Annotated in this window: 21 protein-coding genes and 2 pseudogenes; 14 read left to right on the plus strand and 9 right to left on the minus strand. The window is 69.9% G+C overall.

Features of this window, described 5'->3' with window-relative positions; genetic code table 11:
• Together Q0V34_RS18115 and Q0V34_RS18120 are read right to left on the minus strand one after the other, a co-directional pair.
• A pseudogene (locus Q0V34_RS18115) lies at positions 1-265 on the minus strand (peptidase M56); the annotation flags it as partial.
• Positions 262-636: a BlaI/MecI/CopY family transcriptional regulator gene (locus Q0V34_RS18120; protein WP_297514868.1), complete on the minus strand. Its 375-nt coding sequence runs from the start codon at positions 634-636 to the stop codon at positions 262-264. The pseudogene Q0V34_RS18115 and the gene Q0V34_RS18120, both read right to left, overlap by 4 nt.
• A gap of 134 nt (positions 637-770) precedes the next feature.
• Here Q0V34_RS18120 and Q0V34_RS18125 point away from each other — a divergent pair, with 134 nt between their 5' ends.
• The gene (locus tag Q0V34_RS18125) at positions 771-1,721 is read left to right on the plus strand and encodes a GNAT family N-acetyltransferase (protein WP_297514870.1); all 951 of its coding nucleotides are present in this window, start codon (positions 771-773) and stop codon (positions 1,719-1,721) included.
• On the opposite strand, the gene Q0V34_RS18130 is transcribed toward Q0V34_RS18125, so the two are convergent.
• Entirely contained in the window at positions 1,718-2,002 is a 285-nt protein-coding gene (locus Q0V34_RS18130) for a hypothetical protein (RefSeq protein WP_297514873.1), read from the minus strand. The two genes, Q0V34_RS18125 and Q0V34_RS18130, sit on opposite strands and share 4 nt — an antisense overlap.
• Positions 2,003-2,156: 154 nt before the next feature.
• On the opposite strand from Q0V34_RS18130, the gene Q0V34_RS18135 reads away from it, so the two are divergent.
• The 7 genes from Q0V34_RS18135 to Q0V34_RS18165 all read left to right on the plus strand — a co-directional run bounded on the left by Q0V34_RS18135 (position 2,157) and on the right by Q0V34_RS18165 (position 11,297).
• On the plus strand, positions 2,157-3,602 hold the full coding sequence (locus tag Q0V34_RS18135; RefSeq protein WP_297514876.1) for an NAD-dependent succinate-semialdehyde dehydrogenase: 1,446 nt from the start codon (positions 2,157-2,159) through the stop codon (positions 3,600-3,602).
• A 177-nt stretch (positions 3,603-3,779) separates the two neighbouring features.
• A complete protein-coding gene (locus tag Q0V34_RS18140) occupies positions 3,780-5,159 on the plus strand; it encodes a glutamine synthetase family protein (protein ID WP_297514879.1) in 1,380 nt (459 codons plus the stop codon).
• A gap of 170 nt (positions 5,160-5,329) precedes the next feature.
• Positions 5,330-6,421, plus strand: a complete 1,092-nt coding sequence (locus tag Q0V34_RS18145; RefSeq protein WP_297514882.1) for a PotD/PotF family extracellular solute-binding protein — start codon at positions 5,330-5,332, stop codon at positions 6,419-6,421.
• A gap of 146 nt (positions 6,422-6,567) precedes the next feature.
• Positions 6,568-7,476, plus strand: coding sequence for an ABC transporter permease (locus Q0V34_RS18150; protein ID WP_297514886.1), 909 nt, complete (start codon positions 6,568-6,570; stop codon positions 7,474-7,476).
• A 157-nt stretch (positions 7,477-7,633) separates the two neighbouring features.
• Positions 7,634-8,488 carry an ABC transporter permease gene (locus Q0V34_RS18155; protein WP_297514889.1) on the plus strand — a complete coding sequence of 285 codons (855 nt, stop codon included), beginning with the start codon at positions 7,634-7,636 and terminating at the stop codon, positions 8,486-8,488.
• Between the two features lie 148 nt (positions 8,489-8,636).
• Positions 8,637-9,761, plus strand: coding sequence for an ABC transporter ATP-binding protein (locus tag Q0V34_RS18160; protein WP_297514892.1), 1,125 nt, complete (start codon positions 8,637-8,639; stop codon positions 9,759-9,761).
• Between the two features lie 132 nt (positions 9,762-9,893).
• Positions 9,894-11,297 carry an aspartate aminotransferase family protein gene (locus Q0V34_RS18165; protein WP_297514894.1) on the plus strand — a complete coding sequence of 468 codons (1,404 nt, stop codon included), beginning with the start codon at positions 9,894-9,896 and terminating at the stop codon, positions 11,295-11,297.
• A gap of 2 nt (positions 11,298-11,299) precedes the next feature.
• Here the strand turns inward: Q0V34_RS18165 and Q0V34_RS18170 are convergent, their stop codons facing one another.
• Positions 11,300-11,545 carry a type II toxin-antitoxin system RelE/ParE family toxin gene (locus Q0V34_RS18170; protein ID WP_297514925.1) on the minus strand — a complete coding sequence of 82 codons (246 nt, stop codon included), beginning with the start codon at positions 11,543-11,545 and terminating at the stop codon, positions 11,300-11,302.
• A 17-nt stretch (positions 11,546-11,562) separates the two neighbouring features.
• Complete coding sequence (locus Q0V34_RS18175; RefSeq protein WP_297514897.1) at positions 11,563-11,745, minus strand: antitoxin; 183 nt, start codon at positions 11,743-11,745, stop codon at positions 11,563-11,565.
• 67 nt (positions 11,746-11,812) lie between these two features.
• Between Q0V34_RS18175 and Q0V34_RS18180 the strand changes: the two genes are divergently transcribed.
• The 3 genes from Q0V34_RS18180 (at position 11,813) to Q0V34_RS18190 (ending at position 14,957) form a co-directional block, all read left to right on the plus strand.
• Complete coding sequence (locus Q0V34_RS18180; RefSeq protein ID WP_297514900.1) at positions 11,813-13,210, plus strand: glutamine synthetase family protein; 1,398 nt, start codon at positions 11,813-11,815, stop codon at positions 13,208-13,210.
• Positions 13,211-13,284: 74 nt separating this feature from the next.
• Positions 13,285-14,577 (plus strand): FAD-binding oxidoreductase, encoded by a 1,293-nt coding sequence (locus Q0V34_RS18185; RefSeq protein ID WP_297514905.1) that lies wholly within the window; start codon positions 13,285-13,287, stop codon positions 14,575-14,577.
• A gap of 143 nt (positions 14,578-14,720) precedes the next feature.
• Entirely contained in the window at positions 14,721-14,957 is a 237-nt protein-coding gene (locus Q0V34_RS18190) for a hypothetical protein (protein WP_297514907.1), read from the plus strand.
• A 5-nt stretch (positions 14,958-14,962) separates the two neighbouring features.
• Here the strand turns inward: Q0V34_RS18190 and Q0V34_RS18195 are convergent, their stop codons facing one another.
• On the minus strand, positions 14,963-16,594 hold the full coding sequence (locus Q0V34_RS18195; RefSeq protein WP_297514910.1) for an NAD(P)/FAD-dependent oxidoreductase: 1,632 nt from the start codon (positions 16,592-16,594) through the stop codon (positions 14,963-14,965).
• 90 nt (positions 16,595-16,684) lie between these two features.
• Between Q0V34_RS18195 and Q0V34_RS18200 the strand changes: the two are divergent.
• Positions 16,685-16,810, plus strand: a pseudogene (locus Q0V34_RS18200) (hypothetical protein); the annotation flags it as partial.
• 13 nt (positions 16,811-16,823) lie between these two features.
• On the opposite strand, the gene Q0V34_RS18205 reads toward Q0V34_RS18200, so the two are convergent.
• Positions 16,824-19,886, minus strand: coding sequence for an efflux RND transporter permease subunit (locus Q0V34_RS18205; protein ID WP_297514913.1), 3,063 nt, complete (start codon positions 19,884-19,886; stop codon positions 16,824-16,826).
• Between the two features lie 2 nt (positions 19,887-19,888).
• Positions 19,889-20,965 carry an efflux RND transporter periplasmic adaptor subunit gene (locus tag Q0V34_RS18210; RefSeq protein ID WP_297514916.1) on the minus strand — a complete coding sequence of 359 codons (1,077 nt, stop codon included), beginning with the start codon at positions 20,963-20,965 and terminating at the stop codon, positions 19,889-19,891.
• 90 nt (positions 20,966-21,055) lie between these two features.
• Here Q0V34_RS18210 and Q0V34_RS18215 point away from each other — a divergent pair, with 90 nt between their 5' ends.
• The gene (locus Q0V34_RS18215; protein WP_297514919.1) at positions 21,056-21,685 is read left to right on the plus strand and encodes a TetR/AcrR family transcriptional regulator; all 630 of its coding nucleotides are present in this window, start codon (positions 21,056-21,058) and stop codon (positions 21,683-21,685) included.
• Between the two features lie 50 nt (positions 21,686-21,735).
• Entirely contained in the window at positions 21,736-21,936 is a 201-nt protein-coding gene (locus tag Q0V34_RS18220) for a hypothetical protein (protein WP_297514922.1), read from the plus strand.
• 19 nt (positions 21,937-21,955) lie between these two features.
• Here Q0V34_RS18220 and Q0V34_RS18225 read toward each other — a convergent pair.
• Positions 21,956-22,079, minus strand: a 124-nt coding sequence (locus Q0V34_RS18225) for a hypothetical protein (RefSeq protein WP_297514928.1), incomplete at its 5' end; no start/stop codon positions are given.

Below are 22,079 nucleotides of genomic sequence, written 5' to 3' on the forward strand. Positions count from 1 at the left end.
CGAGCACGGTCGGAACTGGCGCCGGGCCTGGCGCGGCGTGGCCGCCCTTGGCCTGGACGCCAAGACCCGGCGTCGGCGCCAGGGTCAGGGCCACGGTCGCGGCGAGGGTGGCAGCGGGCAGGGCGTGGGCCAGGCTCCAGGCGGCGGCGCGTGGGCGCGGGTCGCCGGTCAGCCGCTCGACCACACGGCCAAGGCCCAGGCCCAGGACGCCGACGGGCCAGGCGGCCACGAGGCCCAGAGCGGTCGAGGCCAGCAGCGGGCTCACGCCTCGCTCTCCGGCTTGGCGGCGTTCAGCAGGGCCTCCAGTTCCTCGATCTCCCGCTCGGACAGGATCTGGCTGCCGGCGAAGGCCGAGGCGGGCAGGCGGCCGTCGATCTCCAGCAGGCCGCGCAGGCGGTTCAGGACGCCGCCGATCACGTCGACCTTGGCCTTGCGCGCCTCGTAGACCGCCAGGCCGTGCACCGAGCGGCGCAGCAGGAGGCCCTTAGCCACCATCCGCTCCAGCACGGTGCGGGTGGTCGAGGCGCTCCAGCCCAGCTCCGGCTCGATCAGGCCCTGCGCCTCGCGCGCGCTCATCGCGCCGCCGCGCCAGAAGGCCTTCAGCACTTCGAGTTCGAGGTCGGAGGGTTCGGTCATGAAGCGTGATTCCGTGATGTCGTGAGTACGCTACAAATGTAGCGAGTGCGCGTCAAGGGTCGCTTCGGAGAAAAGTCTTGCGCCTCAAGGGGGCACATAGCTAGCTATATAGCAGGCTATGAAAGGGGCGCGACGTGGATCTTCTGGCGAGCTATGGCGTGGGGTTTCTCGGCAGCCGGCTGAAGCGGCTGGCCGAGCGGATGCAGGCCGACGCGGCCGAGGTCGCCCGCTGGCTGGATCTGCCGGTGCAGCCGGCCCAGATGTCGCTGCTGCTGACCATCCGGCTGCACGGGCCGATCTCGGTGGGCGAACTGGCCGAGCGGCTTGGCCTGGCCCAGCCGACGGTGACGCGGGCGCTGGGGACGCTGAGCGACTTCGTCGAGGCGCGGCCGACGCCCGGCGACGCGCGCTCCCGCCGCCTGGCCCTGACCGCGTCGGGGCAAGCGCTCCTGGAGCGGGTCCAGACCGAGCTGCTGCCCCGCATCGACCCCGCCGCCGCCGAGCTGGTCGAGGGCCTGTCCGGCGACTTTCTGCGGAACCTGGCGACGGTCGAGGCCCGGCTGGAGGAACGCTCGCTGCTGACCCGGATGCGGGCGGCCGGCCCGCCCGCGATGTGGATCCGCGACTTCTCCGACGACCTGGCCGAGGCCTTCCACCGGATCAACGCCGAATGGATCGAGGACATGTTCGCCCTCGAGGAAAACGACGTGACCCTGCTGTCGCGGCCGCGCGAACTGATCCTCGACAAGGGCGGGGTGGTGCTGTTCGCGCAGACGCCCGAACTGGGCGTGGTCGGGACCTGCGCGCTGATGGTCTCGAAGGACGGCTGGGTCGAGCTGACCAAGATGGGCGTGCTGAAGAGCGCGCGCGGCCTGAAGGTCGGCGAGTTCCTGCTGGCCAAGACGCTGGAGCGCGCCGCGAGCCTGGGCATGGACAAGGTCTATCTGCTGACCAACACCAAGTGCGCGGCCGCCATCCATCTCTACGAGAAGCTGGGCTTCGTCCACGACGCCGAGATCATGGCCAAGTTCGGCGCCCGCTATGAGCGCTGCGACGTGGCGATGTCGTACCGACCGGGGGGTTAGTCCGGCGGGTTGGCCGGCCGGCGGCTCTGGTTCTGGCTGGTATAGGCGTCCTGGCTGGTGTTGGAGCCGCGCGGGTCCTGGCCCGCGCTGCGGGCTTGCGCCTCGGCGGGCGTGGTGCGGTCGGCGTCGGGCGCGCCGGTTCCGCCGTGGTCGGCCCTCGGCATGACCGCGTAGGACCAGCCCACGATCAGCAAGGCCAGCACCGCGACCAGCACGGCGATCAGGGCGATGTGCACGGGGCGCAGCGGCAGCCGTTGCGAGGCGTCGGGCGGTGAGGTCATCGCGGTCTCCGGGTTCGCCAAGGCAAGGCGCGAGCCGGCGATCCGATCCCGGACCCCTCCGATGTTATGCGCCGTTTTGCCCGTGACCGCGCCGCTCGCGCGTTGCATAGCAAGCCGACCGGAAGTCGGCTTTCCCCCATGCCGAGGCAGCGCCATGACCACTCTCACTCTTGTCGAAACCCAAGCCTTCATCGACGGACGCTGGATCGACGGCGACCGGACCTTCGAGGTGCGCGATCCGGCCGACGGGACGGTGATCGCCGAGGTCGCCGACCTTGGTCCCGACGAGACGCGGCTGGCGATCGACGCCGCGCACCGGGCCTTTCCGGCCTGGTCGGCGCGCACGGCCAAGGACCGAGGCGCGATCCTGCGGCGGTGGAGCGACCTGATCCTGGCCCGAGCCGACGACCTGGCGCGGCTGATGACCGCCGAACAGGGCAAGCCCTTGGCCGAGTCCAGGGGCGAGGTCGCCTATGGCGCGGCGTTCATCGACTGGTTCGCCGACGAGGCCAAGCGCGCCTATGGCCATACGATCCCGACGCCGACGCCCGGCAAGCGGCTGGCCTCGATCAAGCAACCGGTGGGCGTGTGCGCGGCCATCGCGCCGTGGAACTTCCCGATCGCCATGATCACCCGCAAGGTCGGTCCGGCCCTGGCCGCCGGCTGCACCGTCGTCGTCAAGCCGGCCGCCGAGACGCCGCTTTGCGCCCTGGCCATCGCCCGGCTGGCGGTCGAGGCGGGCGTGCCGGCCGGGGTGCTGAACATCGTCACCGGCAAGGACTCGGCCGGCATCGGCAAGGCCCTGTGCGACGACGGCCGGGTGCGCAAGCTGTCCTTCACCGGCTCGACGCCGATCGGCAAGGTGCTCTACCAGCAGTGCGCCGGCACCATGAAGAAGCTCAGCCTGGAGCTGGGCGGCAACGCGCCGTTCGTGGTGTTCGACGACGCCGACCTGGAGGCCGCCGTCGACGGCGCCATCGCCAGCAAGTACCGCAACACCGGCCAGACCTGCGTCTGCGCCAACCGCCTGTTGGTCCAGGCCGGCATCCACGACGCCTTCGCCGCCAGGCTGGCCGAGAAGGTCGCGGCGCTGAAGGTCGGGCCGGGGACCGCCGAGGGCGTGCAGATCGGTCCGCTGATCAACGACAAGGCGCTGCTGAAGGTCTCGGCCCTGGTGCGCGAGGCGGTGGAGGGCGGAGCCCAGGTGCTGACCGGCGGCGACGCCCACGGCCTGGGCGGGCTCTTCTACCAGCCGACGGTGCTGACCGGCGCGACGCCGGCGATGCGGCTCTTCCAGGAGGAGATCTTCGGCCCCGTCGCCCCGATCGTGAAGTTCGAGACCGAGGCCGAGGCGATCGCCCTGGCCAACGCCACGCCGTTCGGCCTGGCGGCCTATTTCTACAGCCGCGACGTCGGCCGCTGCTGGCGGGTGGCCGAGGCGATCGAGGCCGGCATGGTCGGGATCAACGAAGGCCTGATCTCCACCGAGGTCGCGCCGTTCGGCGGGGTCAAGGAGTCGGGCCTGGGCCGCGAGGGCGCCTCGGAGGGTCTGGAGGAGTATCTGGAGACCAAGTACCTTTGCTTTGGCGGGGTGGGTTGATCGAGCCAACCTGCTTGAACCTGTTGGCGGCGATGGCGCGCGTATGAACATTCAACCGATCTTCCCCGCGAAAGCGGGGACCCAAGCCGAGGTCGGGACTTCGCGCGGCGGTTCCGCTTGTGGAGCCGCTTGGATCCCCGCCTTCGCGGGGAAGGTCGGTTTTTGGGGCGGTGAAGCATGACCCTGGTCGCCGATCCCCAGGAATGCCGCGACTTCCTGGCCGCCCACCCCCAGGTCAAGTTCGTCGAGGTGTTCTTCACCAGCATGACCGGCGTGCCGCGCGGCAAGCGGCTGCGGGTTCACGAACTCCCGGCGGTCTATGAGTACGGCCGCTTCCTGCCGGGCTCGGTGCTGGTGGTCGACACCACCGGCGCCGACTGCGAGGCCACGGGGCTGGTCTGGGAGGACGGCGACGCCGATCGCCGGGCTCGGCCCGTTCCCGGGTCCCTGACCCTGGCCCCCTGGCTCGGCGACGACGTCGCCCAGGTCATGCTGTCGATGTACGAGCTGGACGGGACGCCCAACGACCTCGACCCGCGCCACGTGCTGCGAAGGGTGCTGGACCGCTACGCCGCCGACGGCCTGACCCCGGTCGCCGCGTGCGAACTGGAACACTACCTCGTCGACCTGGAGCGCGGGCCGCGCGGCGAGCTAATGCCCGCCCGCTCGATGCGGACCGGCCAGACGCCGACGGGGATCCAGGTCTACGGGCTGCCCGAGCTGGAGGCCCACGCCCCGTTCCTGCGCGAGCTGTGGGACGTCGCCGACGCGATCGGCGTCCCGCTGGAGGGCGCCATCTCGGAATTCGCGCCGGGCCAGGTCGAGCTGACCCTGAAGCACAGGCCCGACGCCCTGCGCGCCGCCGACGACGCGGTGCTCTACAAGCGCGCCGCCAAGGGCGTCGCTTTGCGTCATGGCCGCGAGGCGACCTTCATGGCCAAGCCCTGGGCCGACCGGGCCGGCAACGGGTTCCACGTGCATCTCAGCGTCAACGACGCCGCCGGGAACAATCTGTGCGCCGCCGAGCATCCCGAGGGCTCGGACCTGCTGAGACACGCCATCGGCGGCATGAAGGCGCTGCTGGGCGAGGGCATGGCGGTCCTGGCGCCGAACGCCAACAGCTATCGCCGGTTCAAGGCCAACAGCTATGCCCCCGTGGCCCCTACCTGGGGCGTCAACAACCGCACCGTCTCGCTGCGGGTGCCGGCCGGTCCGCCCGCGACGCGGCATGTCGAGCACCGCGTGGCCGGGGCCGACGCCAATCCGTACTTGGTGATGGCCGTGCTGCTGGCCAGCGCCCATCACGGGATCACCCGGCGGCTCGATCCCGGCCCGGCGGTGGTCGGCGACGGCTACGCGGCGGCGGCGCGCGAGAACACGCGTCTGCCGACCCACTGGTTCGCGGCGGTCGACCTCTTCGAGCGCTCGACGGTGCTGCGCGACTATCTGGGCGATCGGTTCGTGGACATGTTCGTCGCCGTCAAGCGCACCGAGCAGGCGCGCTTCTTCGAGGTGGTGACCGAACTGGACTTTGACTGGTATCTGCGGAACGCGTGAGGATATCGACGTGTCTCCCTTCCCCCTTGGATGGGGGAAGGGTCGGGGATGGGGGTGACAGCGGGTCAGGATGTGGCGCGGCCGTGGTGAAAGCGGCCGGCCGTGTCACCCCCACCCCGGCCCTCCCCCATCCAAGGGGGAGGGGGATTATTCTGGAGGGAGAGCGAAACATGACCACCCTGACGCGGAGAGGCCTCAACCGCCGCTCGCTCCTGACCGCCACGGGCGCCGCCGCCATCGGCCTGACCTTCACCGCCTGCGGCGCCAAGCCCAAGGCCGCGCCGGGGGGCGAGGAGCCCAAGCTGAACTTCTACAACTGGGACACCTATATCGGCGAGACGACGCTGGCGGACTTCCGCAAGGCGACCGGCGTCGACGTCAATATGAGCCTGTTCGCCACCAATGACGAACTGTTCGCCAAGCTGAAGGCGGGCAATCCGGGCTTCGACGTGATCGTGCCGTCCAACGAGTTCGTCACCCGCATGACCCAGGCCGGCATGCTGGAGCCGCTGGACCACGGCAAGATCCCGAACCTGAAGAACATCGACCCGGCGTTCCTCAACCCGGACTACGACCCGGGCCGCAAGTACTCGATGCCCTATACCTGGCTGCTGATGGGCATCGGCTATCGCAAGAGCAAGGTCGACGGCGTGCCCGACAGCTGGAAGTGGGTGCTGGACAGCGACAAGTACAAGGGCCGCATCGCCCTGGTGTCCGAGGCCGCCGACCTGGTGCGGCTCGGCGCCAAGTACCTGGGCCACTCGGTCAACGGCGTGCCGGCCGACATGCTGCCGAGGATCGAGCAGATGCTGATCAAGCAGAAGCCGTTCGTGAAGGCCTTCCACGACGACAACGGCCAGGACCTGCTGGCCTCGGGCGAGGTCGACCTGGTCATCGAGTTCAACGGCGACATCGCCCAGGTGATGAAGGACGATCCCGACCTCGACTTCGTGGTGCCCAAGGAGGGCACGCTGATCAATTCCGATACGCTGTGCATCCCCAAGGGCGCGCCCAGGCCCAACAACGCCCACGCCTTCATCAACTATCTGCTGGACGCCCAGGCGGGGGCGGCGATCACCCGGAAGATCCTCTATCCGACCCCGAACGCGGCGGCCAAGGCGCTGATGCCCGAGAGCTATCGCGAGAACAAGGTGATCTTCCCGCCGGCCGACGTGATGGCGCGATGCGAATACGGCGCCTTCGAGGGGGCCGAGAAGGCCAGCCTGTACGAGGAGATCATCACCCGGGTGCGGGCGGCTTAGGGGTAGCGTGATGCTCCCCCGCTGGGGGAGCTGTCACGAAGTGACTGAGGGGGCGTCGCCGGCCGATGCCGAGCTTGCCCCCTCCGGCCCTTCGGGCCACCTCCCCCAGGAGGGGAGGATCTTGGGAGAAGGACGAGTCGCCACCGATGGAACAGTCGTGGAAACAGGCCAAGGCCGTGTTCGCCGCGGCGCTGGCGGCGCCGCTGGCGTGGCTCGTGGTGTTCTTCGTGGCGCCGATGGTCATCGTCTGGGCGTTCAGCTTCGGCCAGAACCAGGGCCTGACCGAGATCGCGATCAGCGGCACGTTCCACAACTACGCCCGGGCGATCGCGCCGCTATATCTGCAGATCTTCCTGAAGTCGGCCTGGGTCGCCGGCCTGACGACGGCGCTGTGCCTGGTGCTGGGCTTTCCGGTGGCGCTGGCCATCACCTTCGCCGCCGACCGGGCCAAGACCTGGCTTCTGCTGCTGATCATGCTGCCGTTCTGGACGAACCTTCTGATCCGCACCTACGCCCTGATCGCGGTGCTGCGGACCGAGGGCTATGTCAATATGGGCCTGGAATGGCTGTGGAAGGGCGGCGGCGCGCTGGCGGCGCTGGTCGGCCTGAAGCCGCTGGGCGCGTTCCAGCCGTTGGAGCTGCTGCACAACAATTTCGCGGTCGTGCTGGGCCTCGTCTATGTCCACCTGCCGTTCATGGTGCTGCCGCTCTACGCGGCGCTGGACCGGCTGGACCGCTCGCTCTTGGAGGCGAGCCTGGACCTGGGCGCGGGGCACCTGCGGACGCTGCTTCGCGTGGTCGTCCCGCTGGCCCTGCCGGGCATAGCGTCGGGCGTGCTGATCACCTTCATCCCGGCGCTCGGCGCCTATCTGACGCCGGACCTCCTGGGCGGTCCCGACAGCCAGATGATCGCCAATGTCATCGAGCGCCAGTTCAAGCGCGCCAATGACTGGCCGTTCGGCGCGGCCCTGTCGTTCGTGCTGATGTACCTGACCTTCATCGCCGTCGCGATCCAGGCGGTGCTGGCCAAGCGGACGCCGGAGGCCAGGGGATGAACCTAGATCCGATCTTCCCGGCGAATGCCGGGACCCAGATTCAGCCTGAGCTTTTTGGGTTTTCGCGCCTCCCGATCACGCGCGCCTGTCTAACGCTCGTGGGTTCGATCTGGGCCCCGGCATTCGCCGGGGAAAACGGATACAAGGGGCGCCTCCCATGATCCGCAAGCCGCCTCCCGGCCCGCTTGAGTACCTGCGCCGCTGGCCCATGCGCCTGTGGCTGACGGCCGTCGGGATCTTTCTCTACGCGCCGCTGATCGCGCTGATGGCGTTCAGCTTCAACGACAGCCGGCGCAACATCGTCTGGAAGGGCTTCACGCTCGACTATTACGACAAGCTGTTCCACGACTCGGCCCTGCTGGAGGCCTTCGCCAACAGCCTGACCATCGCGGCGGCCTCGACGGTGCTGAGCGTGGCGCTGGGCGCGATGGCGGCCCTGGTGCTGTGGCGGTTCCGCTTTCCGGGCAAGACGGCGCTGGACGGCGCCCTGGCCCTGCCGATCGTCGTGCCCGAGATCTGCATGGGCGTGGCGATGCTGGTGTTCTTCGCCCGGGTGCTGCCGTGGCCCCAGGACCTGCCGTGGCCGCTGAATCTCGGCGCGATCATCATCGCCCACGTGTCGTTCTCGTTCCCGTTCGTGGCGGTGGTCGTCCGCGCCCGCATGGCCAGCTTCAACCGCGAGATGGAGGAGGCCGCCCGCGACCTGGGGGCGGGCGAGTTCCGCACCATCGCCGACGTGATCCTGCCGCACATGGCGCCGTCCCTGGTGGCCGGGGCGCTGTTGGCCTTCACGCTGAGCCTCGACGACTTCGTGATCACCTTCTTCACGGCGGGGCCGGACACGGTGACCTTCCCGGTCAAGGTCTATTCGATGGTGCGCTTCTCGGTGACGCCCGAGGTCAACGCCGCCTCGACCGTGCTGATCGTGCTGACGGTGCTGCTGACGGCGGTGGCGCTGAAGCTGCAGGGGCCCTCGGCGGCGACGGCGGGGCATGGGGGGGAGAAACCGTGAGCCTTTCCCTTTCTCCGATCTTCCCGGCGAACGCCGGGACCCAGATTCAGCCTGAGCGCCCACCCTTCCTGGCTCCTCCCAGCCCTACGATCTGGGCCCCGGCGTTCGCCGGGGAGAACGGGGTTTTGCATGTTGGGGAACAAGCCAAGTGAGCCAAGCCAAACCCATCATCACCTTCGAGAACGTCACCAAGCGCTTCGGCAAGCTGGCGGCCGTCGACGACGTGTCGCTGACGGTCAACGAAGGCGAGTTCTTCGCGCTGCTGGGACCCTCCGGCTGCGGCAAGACCACCCTCTTGCGGATGCTGGCCGGGTTCGAGGTTCCGACCGAGGGGCGGATCCTGATCGACGGCCAGGATGTTTCGAACACCCCGCCGAACAAGCGGCCGATCAACATGGTGTTCCAGTCCTACGCCGTCTTCCCGCACATGACCGTGGCCGACAACGTCGCCTACGGCCTGGTGGTCGACAAGGTCGCCAAGGCCGAGCGCGACCGGCGGGTCGAGGAGGCGCTGAGCCTGGTGCAGCTGGACGGCCTGGGCGGGCGCAAGCCGGACCAGCTGTCGGGCGGCCAGCGCCAGCGGGTGGCCCTGGCCCGGGCTCTGGTTAAGCGGCCGCGCGTGCTGCTGCTCGACGAGCCGCTGTCGGCCCTGGACGCCAAGCTGCGGGCGCAGATGCGCACCGAGCTCTGCACCCTGCAGGAGAAGGTCGGGATCACCTTCATCATGGTCACCCACGACCAGGACGAGGCCCTCGCCCTGGCCAGCCGCTGCGCGGTGATGAACAAGGGCGTGCTGCAGCAGGTGGCCTCGCCGAACGATCTCTACGAGTTCCCCAGCAGCCGGTTCGTCGCCGACTTCATCGGCCAGGTGAACCTGTTCGAGGGCGTGCTGGCGGTGGACGAGCAGGACCACGCGGTGATCCGCGCGCCGGACCTGCCGGTCGACCTGTTCCTCGACCACGGCGTCACCGGCGCGCGCGGCGCGACGCTGTGGGCGGCGATCCGGCCCGAGAAGATCGAGCTTCACAAGAAGACCGGCGAAACCCCGCCGAACCTCGGCGACGCGCCGGCCGGAACCAACGCGGTCGCCGGCGTGATCCGCCACGAGGCCTATCTGGGCGGCTCCTCGACCTACGAGGTGGAGATCGCCGGGGGACGCCGGATCAAGGTCCAGCGCTCGAACCTGACCCGCTGGGACCAGGAGGACTTCGCGCTGGGCGAAACCGTGTGGCTGTGCTGGCACGCCTGCTCGCCGGCGGTGTTGTTGAGTTAGCCCGAACCCGATCCTCCCCGCGAAAGCGGGGATCCAAGCCGAGCTGGCGGCGCGTGCTCCAGCGAACGATCGAGCGCCGCTTGGGTCCCCGCTTTCGCGGGGATGAGCGGATGAGAGTGTAGGAGCCCCTCCATGACCGCCCCGATCCGCAATCACGACATCGGCGAGCTGCGGCGGCTGGATCTGGCGCACCACTTGCCGGCCCAGGCCGATCACAAGCTGCTGGCGGACCTGGGCGGCAGCCGGATCATCACGCGGGCCGAGGGCTGCTACATCCAGGACGGCGAGGGCCGCCGCATCCTCGACGGCATGGCGGGCCTGTGGTGCGTTAATGTCGGCTATGGCCGCGAGGAGCTGGCGCGGGCGGCCCATGACCAGATGCTGGAGCTGCCGTACTACAACACCTTCTTCAAGACCGCGACGCCGCCGACCGTGACCCTGGCGGCCAAGATCGCGTCGAAGATGGGCGGCCGGCTGAGCCACGTGTTCTTCAATTCGTCGGGCTCGGAAGCCAACGACACGGTCTTCCGCCTGGTCCGCCACTACTGGACGCTGAAGGGGCAGCCCGGGCGCAAGGTCTTCATCAGCCGCTGGAACGCCTATCACGGCTCGACGGTGGCCGGCGTGTCGCTGGGCGGCATGAAGCCGATGCACAAGCAGGGCGACCTGCCGATCGCCGGCGTCGAGCACGTGATGCAGCCCTACGCCTTCGGCGAAGGCTTCGGCGAGGACCCCGCCGCCTTCCGCGACCGGGCGGTGAAGGCCATCGAGGACAAGATCCTCGAGGTCGGCCCGGAGAACGTCGCCGCCTTCATCGGCGAGCCCGTGCAGGGGGCGGGCGGGGTGATCATTCCGCCGGACGGCTATTGGCCCGCCGTCGAGGCCCTGTGCCGCCGGTACGGGATCCTGCTGGTCTGCGACGAGGTGATCTGCGGCTTCGGGCGCCTGGGGGAATGGTTCGGCCATCAGCACTACGGGATCCAGCCGGACCTGATCGCCATGGCCAAGGGCCTGTCGTCCGGCTACCTGCCGATCTCGGCCGTCGGCGTGGCCGACCACATCGTCGCCGAGCTGCGCGACAAGGGCGGCGACTTCGTCCACGGCTTCACCTATTCGGGCCACCCGACCTGCGCGGCGGTGGCGCTGAAGAACATCGAGATCCTGGAGCGCGAGGGGCTGGTCGAGCGGACGCGCGACGACACCGGGCCCTATCTGGCGAAGGCCTTGGCCAGCCTGAACGACCATCCGCTGGTCGGCGAGACCCGCGCGATCGGCCTCCTGGGCGCGGTCGAGATCGTCCGCGAGAAGGGGAGCAACCATCGCTTCCTCGACAAGGAGGGCGAGGCCGGGCCGATCGTCCGCGACCTCTGCATCCGGAACGGCCTGATGGTGCGCGCCATCCGCGACACCATCGTCTGCTGCCCGCCGCTGGTGATCAGCCACGGGGAGACCGACGCGCTGGTCGCGATCATCCGCAAGTCGCTGGACGAGGCCGAGCCGGTGCTGCGGGCATTGAAGCCGAAGACTTTGTCGTGAGGCTAGTGGCGACGACGAGCGGCGTGGCGGACTTCCAGAATGATCACGCGCTCGGCCACGATGCGGTAGCGGATCAGATAGGGCGCGACAATCGTCAGCTCGTGACGACCGCGTCTTATGGGGCGGCCTCTCTCCGGAGCGCTGGCGAGGCTGTCGCCGGCGGTCAGAAGCTTCTGGCCCATTCTTTGAGCCGCCAAAGGCCTGGACTGTTTTACGATATAGGCGACGATGGCTTCAAAATCCGCCATCGCCCTGTCGGTCCAGACTACTTCCGCCACGAATATGGAGTGGGCGTTTGGTGGGGGGTGCCCACGGTCTTAAGCCATTCTCGCACACGTTCGTGTGGAACAACCCGGCCGGCCGCTACATCGGCGTCAGCCGCTGCTTCAGCCGCCAACTCGGCTTCGTCTTCCACTTCGTCGAAGATGTCTGGTTCGGGCCGCGCCATGCCCTAGGATAGCAGAAACCGTTCGAGACCAAATCCGGAAAAACCGAGCTTTCCCTCGGAGCGCCCCATGAAGCCCAAGCACAGCAAGGCCACGCGCGCGCACAGTCTGGCGCGGGGGGTCTCGACCCTGGAGGAGGCCGGCGCCTGGTTCGCGCGGCAGAACATCGAGGAGATCGAGTGCGTGGCCCCGGACCTGGCCGGGGTGGCGCGCGGCAAGATCATGCCGGTGCGCAAGTTCCTGGGCGCGCCGTCGATGAACCTGCCGCTCGCGGTGTTCTACCAGACCATCACCGGCGACTTCCCCGAGTTCGAGGGGGCGGTGAACGCGGTGCAGTCCGACACCGACATCTTCCTGACCCCCGACTTCGCCACCCTGGCCGCCGTGCCGTGGGCCCAGGATCCGACAGCGCAGGTGATCCACGACGCCTTCCACCCCGACGGCCGCCCGGTCGAGGAGGCTCCGCGCCAGGTGCTGCGGCGGGTGCTGGCGCTCTATGACGAGAAGGGCTGGAGCCCGATCGTGGCGCCGGAGATCGAGTTCTACCTGGTCGACCGCAACACCGATCCCGACTATCCGCTAAAACCCCCGGTCGGCCGCTCGGGGCGTCCGGAGACCGGCCGGCAGGGCTATTCGATCAGCGCGGTCAACGAGTTCGACGCCCTCTTCGAGGACATGTACGAATATTCCGAACGCCAGGGCCTGGAGATCGACACCCTGATCCACGAAAGCGGCGTGGCGCAGATGGAGATCAACCTGCGGCACGGCCATCCGCTGGAGCTGGCCGACCAGGTGTTCATGATGAAGCGCACGATCCGCGAGGCGGCACTGGAGCACCAGATCTACGCCACCTTCATGGCCAAGCCGATGGCCAACGAGCCTGGCAGCGCCATGCACATCCACCAGTCGATCGTCGACCGCAAGGGGCGCAACCTGTTCTCCGACGACGACGGCCAGGAGACGCCGCTGTTCCACGGCTTCATCGCCGGGCAGCAGACCTATCTGCCGGCGATCATGGGCATCCTGGCGCCCTATGTGAACTCCTACCGCCGGATCGCGCGGGACAGCGGCGCGCCGGTCAACACCCAGTGGGGCTATGACAACCGCACCTGCGGCCTGCGCGTGCCGCCCGCCGACCCGGCCAACCGGCGGCTGGAGAACCGCATCCCCTCGTCCGACGCCAACCCCTACCTGGCGATCGCCGCCACCCTTGCGGCGGGCTATCTGGGCATGGTCGAGGGGCTGAAGCCCAGCGCCCCGGTCGACACCGACGCCAGCGTGCTGGGCGTGCAGCTGCCGCGCAGCCTGTCGGAATCCCTGGCCCTGTTCGAGGCCTGCCAGCCCCTGGTCCAGATCCTGGGCCCGACGTTCTGCCAGGCCTATGACCGCGTGAAGCAGGCCGAGTACGAGACCTTCATGCGCACGATCAGTCCGTGGGAGCGGGAGTTCCTGCTGCTGAATGTTTAGCGGCGGATCTGAACCTTCTCCCAGAGGGAGAAGGAGGGGCCCGCGCCGCAGGCGTGGGAGGATGAGGGGTTGCAATGGTCGCCGGTGAAACCCCTCACCCCTACCCCTCTCCCTATGGGAGAGGGAATTGGTACGCGGATACCGCTGGTGACTTCCCCGACCTGCCGTCGCTGGAGGGCGACGCCTCCGCCGACGTCTGCATCGTCGGCGCGGGCTTTACCGGCCTCGGCGCGGCGATGGCCCTCGGAAGCCGCGCCATCGTCCTGGAGGCCGACCGGATCGGCGCCGCCGCCACCGGGCGCAACGGCGGCCAGGTCCACACCGGCCATCGCCGCGACCAGGCCTGGCTGGAGAAGACCGTCGGAGCCGAAGACGCCCTGGCGCTCTGGCGGCTGGCCGAGGATGCTCGCGCCCATTTCGCCGCCCTGGTCGCCGCCATCGACTGCGACTGGCGGCCGGGCCTGATCCATGCCCGCCACAAGCCGGGCGGCGAGGCCGAGGACGCGGCCCATGTCGCGCGGATGGCCGAGCGCTACGGCTACGACCTGCTCGACCTCATCGACGACCAGGCCTTGGCCCGCGAGCTCGGGACCGACGTCTATTTCGGCGGCGTGCGCGATCGCGGCGGCGGCCATGTCCATCCGCTGAAGCTGGCCCTGGGCATGGCCGCGCGCGCCGGCGCGGCCGGCGTGGTTCTCCACGAGCGGACGCGCGCCCAGCGCTGGCGGCGCGAGGGCGGCCGGATCGTCGTCGAGACCCCGGGCGGTCGCGTCACCTGCGATCAGCTGATCCTCACGGGCGACGGCGCGTTGGACCCCCTGGCCGGCGCGGCGCGGGCCAGGGTTATGCCGATCAACAACTTCATCGCCGTGACCGCGCCGCTGGGCGACCGGGCGGATGAGATCCTGCGTTCGGGCGCGGCGGCCTCGGACAGCCGCTTCGTCGTCAACTATTTCCGCAAGACCCCCGACGGCCGGCTGCTGTTCGGGGGCGGCGAGAGCTACGGGACCGGCTTTCCGCGCGACATCGCCGGCCTGGTGCGCCGGAACCTGGCCAAGATCTATCCGCGCCTGGCGGATGTCCCGATCACCCACGCCTGGGGCGGAACCCTGGGGGTCACCCGCACCCGCATGCCGGTCGTCGCCGAGGTCGCGCCGGGCGTGCGCATCGCCTCGGGCTATTCGGGACAAGGGCTCATGCTGGCGCCCCACGTCGGGAAGCTGCTGGCCGACGCCGCGCTGGGCCAGGCGGCGCCGATCGCCCTGCTGTCGCGCGTCCCGACCCCGCCCTTTCCCGGCGGGCGGCTGCTGCGCTGGCCGCTCACCGTGGCCGGCCTGAGCTGGTACGCGCTGCGGGACCGCTTCTAAAGCGATCAATCAAACGGCGCTCTGGCGAACCTTTGGCCCGAACCGTGCATTGTGCGTCGCAGCGTAATTTAATTGTGCGATCGCGAAACAACTGTCATGTCGACGGGGTTATCGTTGTGTCGAGTAAGTCCAAGGAGGTCTTCATGACCGAGAATCACTACTACGTCCGCCCGGTCGCCGGCGTGTGGCATGTGACCTGGAACGACTCGGCCGAGCTGATCGGCTGCTACTCCTCGCAACACGAGGCCGAGGCCCTGGCCCAACTGCTGGCGCGCCACATGCGCGAGCAGGGCCGCCAGGCGCAGGTGCATGTGGACGAGCCGGAAGTGCGCACGCCGGCCTGGGCCCGCAACCGCGCGGCCAGCCAGGCCGCCGCCTAACCGCCTTACCGCCCGACGGCCGACAGCTTCACCGCCGTCGCGAAGTCCTTGTCGCGCAGGATCTCCCGCGCCGCGTTGCGCCCCGGATTGCCCGAGACGCCGCCGCCGGGATGCGTCCCGGCCCCGCACATGTAGAGGCCCTTGATCGGCGCGCGGTGGCTGGCGTGGCCCAGCAGCGGGCGCGTGGCCCACAGCTGATCCAGCGACATGTGGCCGTGCATGATGTCGCCGCCGACCAGGCCGAACTTTCGCTCAAGGTCCAGCGGCGACAGGATCATCCGGCCCAGAACCGACGCCTTGAAGCCCGGCGCCCAGCGCTCGACCGTGTCGAGGATCCGGTCGGCGGCGGCTTCGCGTTCGTCGTCCCACGAGCGGCCGTCCGGCAGCTCCGGCGCGAACTGCTGGCAGAAGAGGCTGGCCACGTGCCGCCCCGGCGGGGCCAGGCTGGTGTCGATGGTCGAGGGGATCAGCATCTCGACGATCGGGGCCCGGCTGATGCCCTCGGCTTTCGCGTCGCGATAGGCGGCGTCCATGTAGTCGAGGCTGGGGGCGATCACGATCCCCGACTGGTGATGCTCGGCCACGTCCTTGCCGGGGAGGCAGGTGAAGCTGGGCAGCTCCGCCAGCGCCACGTTCATCCGGAACGTGCCCGAGCCGTTCTTGTAGCCGTCGACCGCCTTGCGGAACTCGGGGCTCAGGGCCGAGGGCGGGACCAGTTTCCGGTAGAGCAGGGCGGGATTGACGTTGGCGCCGACGATCGGGGCCATCACCTGCCGGCCGTCGACCAGCTGGACGCCGACGGCTCTGCCGCCGTCGACATGGACCCCCTCGACCGGCGCGTCGAGCAGGATCTCGACCCCGGCCGCCTCGCACGCCTTGGCCATGGCCTGGGTGATCGCGCCCATGCCGCCGACCGCGTGGCCCCAGGCGCCCTTCTTGCCGTTCACCTCGCCGAAGGTGTGGTGCAGCAGCACATAGGCCGAGCCGGGCGTGTCGGGACTGGCGAAATTGCCGACCACGGAGTCGAAGCCGAAGGCGGCCTTGACCGGATCGCTCTCGAACCAGCCGTCCAGCACGTCGCGGGCGCTCTTGGTGAAGAGGTCGAGCAGGTCGCGCTTGCGCTCGCGGGGCAGCATGGCCAGCCGCCCGCCCTGGCGCAGGGCCCGCAGGATCCCTGGCAGGCCGTCGCCCAGGTTCGGCGGCGTCTCCTGGGCGAGGGCGCGCAGCACGTCGCCGATCTCGTCGAGCATGGCGTAATAGGCCGGCAGCACCTCGGCGTCGCGGCGGCTGAACTTACGGAATTCTTCCTGGGTGCGCTCGAGACCCCCGCCCAGCTTCAGAGACTTGTCGTCGCTGATCGGCAGGAAGTTCGAGATCGGCCGCTCCAGGAAGGTCAGGCCAAGCTCGCGCAGGCCCATGTCGGCGATCACCCGCGGGTTCAGCAGGCTGACGGTGTAGCTGGCCACGGAGTTGCGGAAGCCGGGATGGAATTCCTCGGTCACCGCCGCCCCGCCGACCACGCCGCGGGCCTCGCAGACCGTGACCTTCAGCCCCGCCTTGGCCAGGTAGAACGCGCAGACGAGGCCGTTATGGCCCCCGCCGATGACGACGGCGTCGCGGGTGCGGGTGTCGGCCATGTAGGCGCCCTCCTCGAGTCGCGGAGAGTGTTGGTCGAGGCGCCCGCGCGGGGCAAGTGGTCTCCCTTCCCTTAGGATGGGGAAGCTTTTTCTTGTCATCCCGGCCGAAGCGAAGCGGAGAGCCGGGACCCAGGGGCGACCGCGATGCGCCGGCCCCTGGGTCCCGGACAGCCTCTTCGAGGCTTCCGGGATGAAAAGAATGTCGACCCTGTTTGATCGGAACCCGAACCTAGTCCTGCTTCCCCCGCGCCGTCAGCCAATACATCACCGGCGTCGCCACGCGGCTCAGCAGGGTGCTGGTGATCAGGCCGCCGATGATGGCGATGGCCAGCGGCGAGTAGAGGCCCGAGCGTTCCAGGGCCAGGGGCAGCAGGCCGCCGATCGCGGTGACGCTGGTCAGCAGCACGGGCAGGAAGCGCACCTCGCCGGCCTTCTCGATCGCGTCGTGCAGGCTCATGCCGTCGCGGCGCAGCTGTTCGGTGAAGTCGACCAGCAGGATCGAGTTCTTGATCTCAATGCCGATCAGGGCGATCAGGCCGATGGTGGCGGTGAACGACAGCGAGTTGCCCGTCAGGGCCAGGGCCAGCACCGCGCCGAACACGCCGAACGGGATGATGCCGGCCACCACCAGGGCGGTCTTGAACTTCTGGAACTCCAGGACCAGCACGGCCAGGATGCCGAAGATCGCCACCAGCACCGCGGCGCCCAGGCCCGCGAAGCTCTCGGACTGCGCCTCGGCCTGGCCGCCCAGCGACAGGCGGTAGCCCGGCGGCATCGGGACCTCGCGGACGAGGCGCGCGACGACGTCCTCGGTCACCTTGGCCGTCAGATAACCGGTGCGGACATAGCTGGTCACGGTGACCGTGCGCTCGCGGTCGAAGCGGTCGATGCGGGCGGGACTGGAGCGCAGGGTCGGGGTGGCGATGGCCGACAGCGGCGTGGCTTCGCCGTCGGCGGTGGGCACATAGACGCCGCTCAGGGCCGACAGCGGATTGCGCGCCGCGCCGTCGACGGTCGCCATCGGCAGCCGCACGCGCACGGCGTAGTCGTCGCCGTCCGGATCGCGGAAACGGGCGGCCTCCTCGCCCGACAGCGCCAGGCGGGTGACGCGGCGGGCGGCGCCGGCGGGCACACCCAGGGCGGCGGCCTTGGCCTCGTCGATGCCGAGGTCGAGGTCGGTGCGGTCCAGCCGCATCGGGTTGATGACGTCGCGCGCGCCCGGGGTCGCCTTCAGCACCGCCTCGGCGCGGGCGGCCAAAGCCTTCAGCACGCCGAGGTTCTGGCCGGTGATGCGGATGGCGATCGGCGCGTCGATCGGCGGGCCGTTCTCGAAGGCGACCACGGTGATCCGCGCGCCGGGATACTTGGCGAAGTCGGCCCTCAGCCGGTCCAGCACGGCGGGGCTGCTCGCCGGCTTCCATTCGCCCAGGCTGGCATAGACCTCGGCGAAGGTGTTGGAGCTCTCGCGCTGGCTCTGGTTGTAGAAGATCTGCGGATTGCCGCGCCCCAGATTGCTGGCCCGCCAGACGATGTCGGGCTCCCTGGCCAGCCGCTGGTCGACGAAGCGCAGCGCCTGGTCCGTGCGGGCCAGGGAGGCGCCGTCGGGCGTCTCGACGCGCACCAGGAACTGCGGCGTCTCGGCTGGCGGGAACAGAGAGCTGCCGATCAGCTTGACCAGCGGCAGGGTCGTCGCGCACAGGGCCAGCATCAGGGCCAGGGCCAGCCAGGGCCGCGCCAGGGCGCCGTGCAGCACGGGCCGGTAGAAGCGGTGGATGCCGCCATTGACCGCCCGCAGGATGGCGTTGCCCTCGGGGTCGGAGTGCTTGTCCAGGATGCGGCTGGCCAGGAACGGAATGATGGTCAGCGAGACCAGCAGCGAGGCGCCGACCGTGCACAGCACCGTCACCGGCAGCGACTTGATATAGGCGCCCGAGCCGGCCGGCAGGGCCATCAGCGGCAGGAAGGCCAGCATCAGGGTGGCGGTGCAGCCCACGACCGCCAGGCCGATCTGCCGCGCGCCGTTGACGGCGGCGTCGGTCCGTTCCTCGCCCTCGCGGATGCGGCGGGCGATGTTCTCGGTGATGACGATGCTGTCGTCGACCAGCAGGCCCAGGGCCAGCACGAAGCCGGCGATCGACAGCTGGTTCAGCGTGAAGCCGAACGCCTGCAGCAGCGACAGCCCGATCAGCAGGCTCAGCGGGATCGACACCATCACCACCACGCCGGCGCGCGGGCCCAGCGGCAGCAGGGTGATCAGCACCAGGACGAGCGCGATGCCGAAGTCGCGGAACAGGTTCTTCAGGCGGTGCTTGACGTTCTCGGCCTGGAAGAAGGCGCGTTCCAGCTTGACGCCGGCGGGCAGGGTCTTCTCGTAGTCGTCCAGCACCTGGCGGACGGACTGGGTGATCTTGGCGACGTCCTGGCCGTCCTTCTGCTTGACGGTGACGAAGACGGCGCGCTTGCCGTTGAAGCGGGCCAGGTGCGTCGGCTCCTGCTGGGCCCAGGCGATCGTCGCCACGTCGGACACCCGCGTGACCTTGCCGCCGATCGCGCGCACCGGCGTGTCGCCGATGGTCTTCAGGTCGTGGAAGGCGCCGCCGGACTTGACGTTGAAGCGCCGCTCGCCGGCCTGCACGGCGCCGATCGGCGCCTCGGCCCCGGCCGCCTTCAAGGCGTCGGTGACGGCGGTGACCGGCAGCTTCAGCGCCGACAGCCGCGCCAGGTCCAGGGTGACCTGCACGTCGGACGGGGGCGCGCCCCAGTATTCGGCCTCGCGCACGCCCGGCACGCGGTCCAGCCGCTCGCGCAGCCGGTCGGCGACCTTCTCCAGGCGCCGCATCGGCAGGGTGTCGCTGACCAGGGCCACCTGCACGACCGAGACCTCGGTGGTGCGGGCGCGGCGGATATCCAGGCGGGCGAGGCCGGCGGGCAGGTTGCCCCGGATCGCGTTCACCTCGCGCACGACCTGGTCGTACTTGCGCTCGGGATCGACGTCCCAGGTGAAGTGCACCGAGACCACGGCCGCCCCGTCCAGGCTGATCGACTCGATCTTGTCGATATTGTCGAGGCCGTCGACCGCGTCCTCGATCGGATCGACGATCAGCTGCTCGATCTCCGACGGCTCGGCGCCGGGCAGCACGGCCCGGACGATGACGATCGGGATCGGGAAGTGCGGGTCCTCCGAGCGCGGAATGCTGGTGAAGGCGTTGACGCCCAGCATGATCAGCAGGCCGAAGGCCACCAGGGTGAACTGCCAGCGGCGGACGGCGAAGGTCGGAAGGTCGAAGCGCACGGTCAGCGACCCAGGTGGGCGGGGTCGATGACCCGCACGGCCTCGCCGTCGCTGACGAAGCCGGCCCCGGCGGTGATCACCTGGGCGCCGCTGGGCAGGCCCGAGACCAGGGCGTCGTCGCCGTCGAAGCCGCCGAAGCCGACCGGCGCGCGCCGCGCCTTGCCGCCGTCGAAGCGGAAGACGAAGGCGCGCTGGCCGTTGGCCTCCAGCACCGCCTCGGCGGGGATGCGGGCATAGGCGCTGGCCTGGCCTGGCGCGGCGCGGACGTTCAGGCGGGCGTGCGCCACCTGGCCCGAGCGCAGGGCGGCGGGGGGATTGGCGAGCTCGACCTCGACCAGGATGGCGCCGGTGCGGGTGTCGGCCGCCTCGCCGACGCGGGTGACGCGGGCGGTGACGGGCTGGCCGCCGAGATCCCGCACGGTCACCTCGGCGGCGTCGCCGACCCGGACTCGGTTCGCGTCGCGCGCCGCCAGGGGCAGGCGCAGGACCAGCGGACTGGAGAGGTCGGCGACCCGCGCCACCACCTGGCCGGCGGCCACCACCTCGCCGGCCTGGGCGCGGCGCTCCAACACCACGCCCGAGGCGGGCGAGACCAGGCTGGCCCAGCGCCGGTCGAACCGGGCGGCGTCATAGGCGGCCTGGGCGGCCTTCAAGGCGCTCTGGCGGTCGTCGATGCGCTGCTTGCTGACATAGCCCTTGTCGAACAGCACCCGGTCGCGCTCGACGTCGCGGCGGGCGCGATCCAGGTCGGCGGCGGTCTGCTGCTGGCGGGCGTCGACCCCGGCCGGGTCGATGGCGGCGATCAGCTGGCCGGCCCGGACGCTGTCGCCGGCCTCGACCTTCATGGCGGTGAGCACGCCGGGGATGCGGAACGACAGGGCCATCTCGCGGCGGCGCTCCAGGGTTCCGGCCCCCTCGACCGCGCCGGCGGCGTCGGGCGCGGTCACGCGCACCGCCTCGACCGGGGTCGGCGCGGCTGGCGCCTCGGTCTTCGACTTACCGCCGCAGGCGCCCAGGCTCGCCGCGAGGAGGAGGGCCGCCAGGGGAGGAAGCGGGGTCCGCCACATAAGCTGTTCCAAATCGATCGTTGATAAGTTATCAGTGATCGACAACGCCGCTTTGTCAAGCTTGCGCTTGTGAAGCTTCCAGGGCGGCGCCAAGGACAGTCGATGATTCCGAAGACCCGTTCCCCGCGTAAACCCAAGGGCCAGGGCGCCGAGCGCCGCGAGGAGATCCTGGACGCCGCCCTGACCCTGTTCGGGCAGAAGGGCGTCCACGCGGTCTCCACCCGCCAGATCGCCGAGCTGGCCGGCATCTCGCAGCCGGCGCTCTACGCCTATTTCGCCACCAAGGACGAGATCGCCGCCGAGCTGTGCGTGCGGGCCTTCGCGATCCTGGGCCAGCGCATGGCGCAGGCGCGCGTCGACTTCACCCCGACCGCCGCGTGCTTCGACCGGTGTCTTCGCGTCTATATCCAGTTCGGCCTCGATCACCCCGACGCCTACCGCGTGGCCTTCATGCTGGAGAAGGCGGCCGACGGCTCGTTCCTGGAAAAGACCGGCGGCCGGCCGATGGAGGCCGGCAAGGCGGTGTTCGCCACCTTCGTCGAGGTGGTCGGAGAGCTCCACGCCGCGGGCCTGGTGGCGGGCGACGACGTCGAGGCGGTGACCCAGGCGCTGTGGGCCGGGCTGCACGGCCTGGTGTCGCTGCTGATCGCCCGGCCGGAGTTTCCGTGGGTGGATCGCGAGACCCTGATCGCGACCCACGTGGCCATGCTGCGCCGAGGGGCGTTGAAGTAGCGGGCGCCGCCCTCTAGATCAGCGCCTCGCTCTCTCGGGAAGGATCCCCCATGGCCAAGCTCCTGCCGCTCCAGTCGTTCAGCCTGCAGGAGACCGAGGACGGCTATCGCCTGCTGGTCTCGGCCATCGGCGGCGAGTCGATCTACGTCTCGATCACGCCCGACCAGATGGACGACATCATCGATAGCCTCGAGAACGCCATGGGCGGCGAGGCCGAGGGCGCCGAGGACGACGAAGGCGAGGCGTTCTAAGCCGCTCCTCGGGCGCCGGTCAGGCCAGCGCCGCCAGCGCCTTGAGGCCGCGCGCCAGGGTCGCGCGGTTGGCCGCCGCACCGAGCGAGATCCGCAAGCCTTCGCCCGCCGCGCCCGGCGCGCGGAAGGCCTCGGCGCCGACG

The organism is uncultured Caulobacter sp. (assembly GCF_947036865.1).
Lineage (GTDB): Bacteria > Pseudomonadota > Alphaproteobacteria > Caulobacterales > Caulobacteraceae > Caulobacter.

Coding starts and splice junctions, on each gene's coding strand:
- Q0V34_RS18180 (WP_297514900.1), top strand. CDS start 11,813: ATGAAGCCCAAGCACAGCAAGGCCACGCGCGCGCACAGTCTGGCGCGG.
- Q0V34_RS18170 (WP_297514925.1), bottom strand. CDS start 11,545: ATGGCGGATTTTGAAGCCATCGTCGCCTATATCGTAAAACAGTCCAGG.
- Q0V34_RS18165 (WP_297514894.1), top strand. CDS start 9,894: ATGACCGCCCCGATCCGCAATCACGACATCGGCGAGCTGCGGCGGCTG.
- Q0V34_RS18195 (WP_297514910.1), bottom strand. CDS start 16,594: ATGGCCGACACCCGCACCCGCGACGCCGTCGTCATCGGCGGGGGCCAT.
- Q0V34_RS18120 (WP_297514868.1), bottom strand. CDS start 636: ATGACCGAACCCTCCGACCTCGAACTCGAAGTGCTGAAGGCCTTCTGG.
- Q0V34_RS18145 (WP_297514882.1), top strand. CDS start 5,330: ATGACCACCCTGACGCGGAGAGGCCTCAACCGCCGCTCGCTCCTGACC.
- Q0V34_RS18175 (WP_297514897.1), bottom strand. CDS start 11,745: ATGGCGCGGCCCGAACCAGACATCTTCGACGAAGTGGAAGACGAAGCC.
- Q0V34_RS18185 (WP_297514905.1), top strand. CDS start 13,285: ATGGTCGCCGGTGAAACCCCTCACCCCTACCCCTCTCCCTATGGGAGA.
- Q0V34_RS18130 (WP_297514873.1), bottom strand. CDS start 2,002: ATGACCTCACCGCCCGACGCCTCGCAACGGCTGCCGCTGCGCCCCGTG.
- Q0V34_RS18155 (WP_297514889.1), top strand. CDS start 7,634: ATGATCCGCAAGCCGCCTCCCGGCCCGCTTGAGTACCTGCGCCGCTGG.
- Q0V34_RS18150 (WP_297514886.1), top strand. CDS start 6,568: ATGGAACAGTCGTGGAAACAGGCCAAGGCCGTGTTCGCCGCGGCGCTG.
- Q0V34_RS18190 (WP_297514907.1), top strand. CDS start 14,721: ATGACCGAGAATCACTACTACGTCCGCCCGGTCGCCGGCGTGTGGCAT.
- Q0V34_RS18140 (WP_297514879.1), top strand. CDS start 3,780: ATGACCCTGGTCGCCGATCCCCAGGAATGCCGCGACTTCCTGGCCGCC.
- Q0V34_RS18220 (WP_297514922.1), top strand. CDS start 21,736: ATGGCCAAGCTCCTGCCGCTCCAGTCGTTCAGCCTGCAGGAGACCGAG.
- Q0V34_RS18215 (WP_297514919.1), top strand. CDS start 21,056: ATGATTCCGAAGACCCGTTCCCCGCGTAAACCCAAGGGCCAGGGCGCC.
- Q0V34_RS18135 (WP_297514876.1), top strand. CDS start 2,157: ATGACCACTCTCACTCTTGTCGAAACCCAAGCCTTCATCGACGGACGC.